Below are 6,989 nucleotides of genomic sequence, written 5' to 3' on the forward strand. Positions count from 1 at the left end.
AGAAAAACTCCCGACTTGGCCCAATAGCCGAATTGACGAGCTGCTGCCATTTGTTAAAGATCAGAGCCCACAAGATAACGAAGGCTAAAGCAGCTGGCTAGGTGGGAGGGCTGAGCGCTTACCTCACTCCCACCGAATTCAATAATTTGTCCGTTTTGTACAATAGTGAACTAAGTTGATGGTTAATACTAATTCCTACCTAATCAACTCTATGTAGGAGTAAATCAAATGATAGAAATCGAAGCCATGTTCCCAGTTATGGTGACTCAAAATTTGGAATCCGTGAAACAGTTTTACGAGGCAGTATTTGGTTTTAATGCCGTCTTTTATGATCCTAATTTTTACCTACACCTCGTATCACCCAATACAGGCGCCCAACTTGGCTTTTTGTTGCCTAATCACGATGCTCAACCTGATTTTCTTCATCCTATGATGTCTGCCGATGGATATGTTATTTCACTGGAAGTGAAAGATGCAGCAAAGGCGTATAGAGAAGCAAAAAGTCTGAATCTGAATTTTGTCATGCATTTAAAAGAAGAAGTTTGGGGGCAAATACATTTTATGTTGCAAGACCCTGCGGGTTTTCGTGTTGACGTAGTTCAACACTTGGATGATGTAGGTAAATAGTCAATTATGAAGATAACAAAAAGCTCCAGCCGACCGCTATCGCGTCGGCTGAGCTTAACGTTAGAGGTCATTACTGGCTTGTTTTTTTAGCCTTGCTGTTTTGTGTTGGTTCTTTAGCTTGTTGCTCTAGTTTGTAATTGCTTTTCCTTTTTTACTGGCTTTTTTATTAGCGGCTTTGGCTTATTGAGCAAATAGGGACAGACCACGATTAATTTACTACACGCGTATCGCCGCACCACATCAAGCTACAAAGCGGAGATAAGCCATTTTACTTACGCACAATAACTTACAGCCTGATAAAAAAAACAGATCAGATGTAATCACGTTGTAAATAAGCACCTATTAATGTAGTCTGCACGCTCCCATTCGACCATAGATTACCTCCATGACACCCAGCGATCTGCTCGCCTCTTTTGCCGCTGCTTTTAATCAAGATCATCGTTTAATCAGCCTGCAACTTGGCGATGGGGCGGCCTGGGGCGAGCAGCTTTTGCCGCAGCAGGTCAGCGGCAGCGAGGGGATTGGAAAAACTTTCCGCTACCAGATTGATTGCTTGTCGCCAGATGGCGGCATTGAGCTTAAATCTCTGCTTGGCCTGCCGATTGTTTTATCTGTGGCCGATGCCGATGGTGGGCAGATTGAGCGCTGCGGCGTGATTAGCCAAGCGCAATTGCTTGGATCTGATGGGGGTTTTGCTAAATATTCGCTGACAGTAGAGCCGCCATTTGCCTTACTTAGATACCGGCGCACTTCTCGCGTGTTTCAAGAGCTGTCCGTGCCGGATATCGTGAAGCAGGTACTAGCCGAGCATCAGGCGATGAACTCGGTGTTTGCTGCGGTGCAAACGCTGGATTTCAAGCTATCGGGCGAATATCCTCCCCGCTCTTATTGCGTGCAGTACCGCGAGGATGACCTTACATTCATCACTAGGCTAATGAAAGAAAGCGGACTGTCGTGGCGCTTCGAATCCTTGGCTGGGGACTCGCCTCAAGTGCAGCTGGTGGTTTTTGATGATGTCTTCTCCATTCCCGAAGCTGCGGATCCCATCGCTCGCTTTCATCGTGCGGATGGCAGTGAAGAAAGCGACTCACTTACAGCATGGAACAGCCAGCGGCAAATCGGCAGTAGCTCGGTTTCTCTTGCTAGCTTCGACTACAAAGCCAGCAGTACCAGCCACGGCTTAAGCGATAGCGCGGTGGACCAAGGCGATGGCGGGCAGCAAATCCAAGCAAGCTTGGAATATTACGACCCACAAGCACATTACTACGCCAGCGATTTAGACGCGCTTAACCACGATGCCAAGCTGCGACAGGATGCTTTAGACGGGCAAAAGAAATCGTTTACCGGCTCTGGCACATTGCGCAGCCTGCAAGCGGGGCAGTGGTTCCGCTTAGAAGATCACCCAGCTCATGATTTCGATTCGCCTGAGCAGCGAGAATTCGCCATCACCGAGCTAAAATTCACGGCAAATAATAATTTTCCAGCCAATCTTACCCAGCAGCTTGGCCTCATTGCGCCGAGCTTACTCGTAGAAGCGGCTTCAGCCGATAATCCACCTTATAAGACCGACTTCACCGCCCAAAGACGCGGCCAGCCCATGCTTAGTCACCTTGGCGAACAAGAATTTACCAAACCCACCAGCCGTGGCGTGCAAACCGCCACCGTAGTTGGCCCTGCTGGATCAGAAGTCCACACCGACGAGCAAGGCCGGATAAAAATTCAGCTACATTGGCAGCGAGCTCAGGAGCACCCTGAGTTTGGCGCAAACCTAGACGATAAGTCGTCCTGCTGGATTCGTGTTTCTATGCCATCCGCCGGAGCAGGCTTTGGCCACCAGTTTATTCCGCGAATCGGCCAGGAAGTTCTGGTGGATTTTATCGAGGGAGATATCGACCGGCCCATCGTTACCGCCGTGGTTCACAACGGATCTCATCCACCTTCAACATTCAGCGGCGCAGGCAGCTTGCCCGCCAATAAAACCCTATCTGGCATTAAGACCAAAGAATTTGAAGGCGGCCAATACGGCGAGCTGCTGTTTGATGACAGCAAGGGCGAAGTGCGCACTAAATTATCTAGCGAGCACGGTAAAACCCAGCTTAACCTTGGCTATCTGATCCATCCACGAACCGACGGTAAAGGTGAGCCACGCGGCGAAGGCTTTGAGCTGCGCAGCGACAAACAAGGTGCCATTCGCGCCAGCGGCTTACTCATCAGCACCGAAGCCAAAGGCGGCGCGAGCGGCAAGCAGCTCGACCGCAGCCCCGCGCAAAGCCAGCTGGAATCCGCTTTAGATACAGCCAAAAACCTCGGCGAATACGCCACCAAACAACTCGCCGACAGCATTGAAACTGGTGATGACGATCAAACCATCAAGCCCGACAACAGCGCTGGGGATAAAGCCAGCCACGGACATCTTTACCACCATGTACACGCCAGCAAAAGCTTTGAAGCGGGTAGCAACACGGATAAAGACGGCAAAACAAAATCCAAAGAGCAAGCTGGCCAGCAAAAAATCATCCTGCTGCACGGTGAAGACGGCGTGGCCATCACCACCCCGCAAAGCCAGACCCTCAGCGCAGGCAGCAACCTAGACCAAGTCGCCCAAAGAGACACCAACCAAAGCAGCGGCCGCCGCTGGATTCACAACGTAGGCCAGCACATCAGCCTATTTACCGGCGGCATTAAAGACAAAATCACCATGAAGCTGATCGCCGCCAAAGGCCAGCTACAAATGCAGGCCCAAAGCGACGATATCGAAATCACCGGCGACAAAAACGTCAAACTCACCGCCATCAAAGGCAAGGGCCTCTTTAACGCCAAACAAGAAATCCTGCTCACCGCCGGCGGCGCTTATATCCGCATCAAAGACGGCAAGATCGACCTGCATGCACCGGGCAAAGTCAGCATCAAAGGCGGCAGCCACGACTGGGGCGGGCCGGCGAGTTTAAAACCGCCTTTGCCAGTTATGCTAAATGATGATGCTACGTGGGTAAAAGCCGCAGCATTTTATGATGATGAATGGAAAACTGCATGGCCAATTGATAACTTGAAAGTCAGTATTGGCCAGCAAACAATTGCTGATACCTTCAGCATTGATTTATCAAAAAAGAGCTAATCAAACATGGCAAATAAACAAAGCGAGCACTTACTTAGCCCTGAGGATGGGGAAGTCAGTATGGTCGCCAAACCTGATATAACCGAGAAAGAGATTTTTGATGACAGGCAGCTCATTATTCAGCGCCTGGATGCGGCCTATTTAAACCTTACAGATGCCATGGCCCCATTTCAGCGTAAATGGGATACAAACCCAATGAGTGCGCTTTCTGAGGCGGTTTTAGATGGGGCTGCTGCGGGTGTAAAGGGCTGGGGTAATGATTTTACTGAAATGTTTGAGAAAAAAACATGGGTTGAGCTGGGCCAGAAAGTTGAAAATGCAGCAGGCTCTGTATACGACACAACCAAGCAATATGCCATTGGTCTGCAAAAAGACATTGATGCTTCGATAAGCAAGGCAAGCACAACCATTAAAAACGCCGACCATACATTGAGCAACTGGTCTTGGTGGCAGGCTCAGATTGATGATGCGGCTACAACCGTGCAAGGGAACTACAAGTCAGCGAAACAAAAAGTAGACCACGCCGTTGCTACTGCAAATAATACTGCCGATAAAGCACGAAAGATTTATACATACCGTAATGAAATCCTTAATCTGCCAATATTAATCGCTGAAGGCGATCCAAAGCTTATCCAAAAATTTGTTGATACCGTACTCATGGATATCGATAAAGAACTGGCTACTGACATTAAGAACGACCCAAACTTCTATGTTGTGCTGGAAATTATTGCCGACCATGAAAGTGTACTTTCGTACCTTAGCTATGTCAGCCTTACCTTGGAGGCAATCCCTCCTAATTTTTACGCCTATCTTGCTGCACAAGGTGGCGCGTACTTAATGATTGAAGTTGTTATGCTTATTGTAACGGCCCTCATTTCTGCAGGTACAGCAGCCGCTGCACGCATTACCGCCCTTGCGGCACGAATCGCCACTAGTAGCAGCAAAGTGGCGGGTGTGGTCAAAAAAATAGAGCACGCCCAGCAAGCATTTTCAGCTTTTCAGCGCTGCCTTGAAGATTTCTCCAGCGCAACTAATCAACTGCACCGCTTAGGCGAAAAACTCACTAAGGCTCGTTCACGAGGTGTAAGGCTAAAAGGCAGCACCAGAACCACGCTCAATGCCAAACGTGAAACGATTAAACGTGATCATAAATGCCGTATCTGTGGCAGCACCAAACACAGCACACCTCGAAGCCTCCAAGGCACCGTGGTTTATGAATAACCAACAATCTGTCTGGTAAAGAAATCATGCTTGGGAATATAGGAAAAGATAGCAAATACCTAAACCGTATTAAGGATGCGACAGCACATATCGCGGATCATCCTCGTCATCACGGAATAAAGATGCAGGCGCATCATCTTATCTCTGCGGATGGAGTACATGAATCTAGGTTAGGAAAGAAACTCGCGGAGTTTGGTTACGATATAAATCTTTTGCCTAATCTTGTATTTATTCCATCCTCACTTCAAGGAGCGTGTCACTTAAGCGTACAACCTCATAGAGGGAATCACACCGCTCCAATCGCATCAGAATTAGATGATGATTTGGATCACCCTGATACTTATCATACAATGGTTAGCAAACGCATAAGAGAGATGGCCGATCTTCTCTCACAAAACTGCCCTGGTGACGACGCCCAACACAGAGCAAAAGTTACAAAAGAAATGAATAAAATTAGTAATAAAATACTAAACATGATTCAAAAAGCTCCAGCACTTGCTCCATTAACATATATAGCGAGTTCTTTTTCTATGGGGGCAAATGGTTGCAAGGGGGTTGACCAAGTACCTACTCATCGTCGTGTCAATACACCGTGCCCTGTTGATAGAAATCATGAAGATAAACAAGGTAAAAATCAAAACAAGGAGAATATAAAATATAAACATATCTCAGTAGCATACCAATTGAAGGCAGGATCATAAAATGAGTACATATAATAAAGAGTATTATTTCATTCTTGAATTAAATAATAAAAGCATGCCAATTTTATCACCAGACGAGGATACTGCTGAGAAACCATACACTACCCAGCAACTACCATTAGGCACTAAGCCTCTTATCTTTGAAAATGGCAGATTAGACAGACAAAGAGCAAAAAATATTACCCCAGTATCGCCACCTCCAAATATATTATTTAGTGGGTCTAATATCGTTGTAAAAGACAATATACGTGAAAAATTAATGTTGCTAGATATTGAAAACCTAGCCATTCAGCCTTCAATATATATAGATCATAAAGATCATTGGCATGAGAATTATTGGTTCCTAACCTTCACAGACAGATTTGATTGCTGGGATAGAGATAAATCTACATATGATCCTGATCCTCTAGACCAGCTTGGCCCACCACGATATGAAATCTACACTTACTCGTTAAATGACGATTTGCTTGAAAAAACCCCATTGAAATCTAGGCTTATTTTTAAAATGGGAGGAACAACAGAAGGCAATATTGTTGTGCACAAATCCCTTGCTGGTTTATTTAACACCAGTGGCGCTGTATTAGTTCCAATTAGTGACTTTGGTGTAACTTACCCATAAAGCAATATTTAGTAAATGTTACGGCTAATTATTGCCAGCAATAAAAATCAAGTTAGCTGGCAATAATTGATACCCAAACCACCTGATTACTCGCTACACCGACCGCACCGGCCGGGGGCAGAATATCGAGTGGGATGGCACAGACGCCAAATCCAAAGCGATTCGTGAATACGCCGACGATGGCAGCAACAGCATCCAGCTCGAATATGTGCCTGATCTGCGCCTGACCATCACCACCGATGCGCTGGCGCAAGAGACTTACTATTACTTTGATATCGACGGCTATGTGTATCGCACGGTTTACCCCGATGGCAAAGAAGAATGGGCTTTCAGGGACGAAGCTAAAAACCTGACCAAACACGTCCACCCCGATGGCACGGCTGAAAGCTTTATCTATGACGACAAAGACAATCTGATAGAACATATCCGCCCGGATCAAACTCGGGTGTTGATGGCCTATGACGATAAAGACCAGCTAATCCGCATCACCGATCCAAGCGGCCATGAATGGCTGCGCGAATACGATGCCCAGGGCAATCTCACCAAAGAAACCGACCCGCTGGGCCATAGCACCCAATACAGCTACAACCCGCAGGGCTTGCCCGTAGCGATTAAAGATGCCAAAGGCGGCAGCAAAAAACTCGCCTATCTGCCTAATGGGCAGCTCAGCAGCTATACCGATTGCTCTGGCAAAACCAGCCAATGG

General features: G+C 47.1%; 5 protein-coding genes and 1 pseudogene. All 6 read left to right on the top strand.

All coding sequences use genetic code 11. The features are described 5' to 3' along the window. The first annotated feature begins 228 nt into the window (after positions 1 to 228). Positions 229 to 627: a VOC family protein gene (locus tag R6242_RS21645; protein WP_318430876.1), complete on the top strand. Its 399-nt coding sequence runs from the start codon at positions 229 to 231 to the stop codon at positions 625 to 627. A gap of 385 nt (positions 628 to 1,012) precedes the next feature. After that, positions 1,013 to 3,742, top strand: a complete 2,730-nt coding sequence (locus R6242_RS21650) for a type VI secretion system Vgr family protein (RefSeq protein WP_318430878.1) — start codon at positions 1,013 to 1,015, stop codon at positions 3,740 to 3,742. A gap of 6 nt (positions 3,743 to 3,748) precedes the next feature. After that, on the top strand, positions 3,749 to 4,963 hold the full coding sequence (locus R6242_RS21655) for a hypothetical protein (protein ID WP_318430880.1): 1,215 nt from the start codon (positions 3,749 to 3,751) through the stop codon (positions 4,961 to 4,963). Positions 4,964 to 4,989: 26 nt separating this feature from the next. Then, positions 4,990 to 5,664 (top strand): AHH domain-containing protein, encoded by a 675-nt coding sequence (locus R6242_RS21660; protein WP_318430882.1) that lies wholly within the window; start codon positions 4,990 to 4,992, stop codon positions 5,662 to 5,664. Between the two features lies 1 nt (position 5,665). Further along, positions 5,666 to 6,283: a hypothetical protein gene (locus R6242_RS21665; protein WP_318430884.1), complete on the top strand. Its 618-nt coding sequence runs from the start codon at positions 5,666 to 5,668 to the stop codon at positions 6,281 to 6,283. A 208-nt stretch (positions 6,284 to 6,491) separates the two neighbouring features. After that, positions 6,492 to 6,989, top strand: a pseudogene (locus R6242_RS21670) (hypothetical protein); the annotation flags it as partial.

Origin of the sequence: Iodobacter sp. CM08, from assembly GCF_033446605.1 — a bacterium.
Classification (GTDB): Bacteria; Pseudomonadota; Gammaproteobacteria; order Burkholderiales; family Chitinibacteraceae; genus Iodobacter.

Coding starts and splice junctions, on each gene's coding strand:
- R6242_RS21645 (WP_318430876.1), top strand. CDS start 229: ATGATAGAAATCGAAGCCATGTTCCCAGTTATGGTGACTCAAAATTTG.
- R6242_RS21650 (WP_318430878.1), top strand. CDS start 1,013: ATGACACCCAGCGATCTGCTCGCCTCTTTTGCCGCTGCTTTTAATCAA.
- R6242_RS21655 (WP_318430880.1), top strand. CDS start 3,749: ATGGCAAATAAACAAAGCGAGCACTTACTTAGCCCTGAGGATGGGGAA.
- R6242_RS21660 (WP_318430882.1), top strand. CDS start 4,990: ATGCTTGGGAATATAGGAAAAGATAGCAAATACCTAAACCGTATTAAG.
- R6242_RS21665 (WP_318430884.1), top strand. CDS start 5,666: ATGAGTACATATAATAAAGAGTATTATTTCATTCTTGAATTAAATAAT.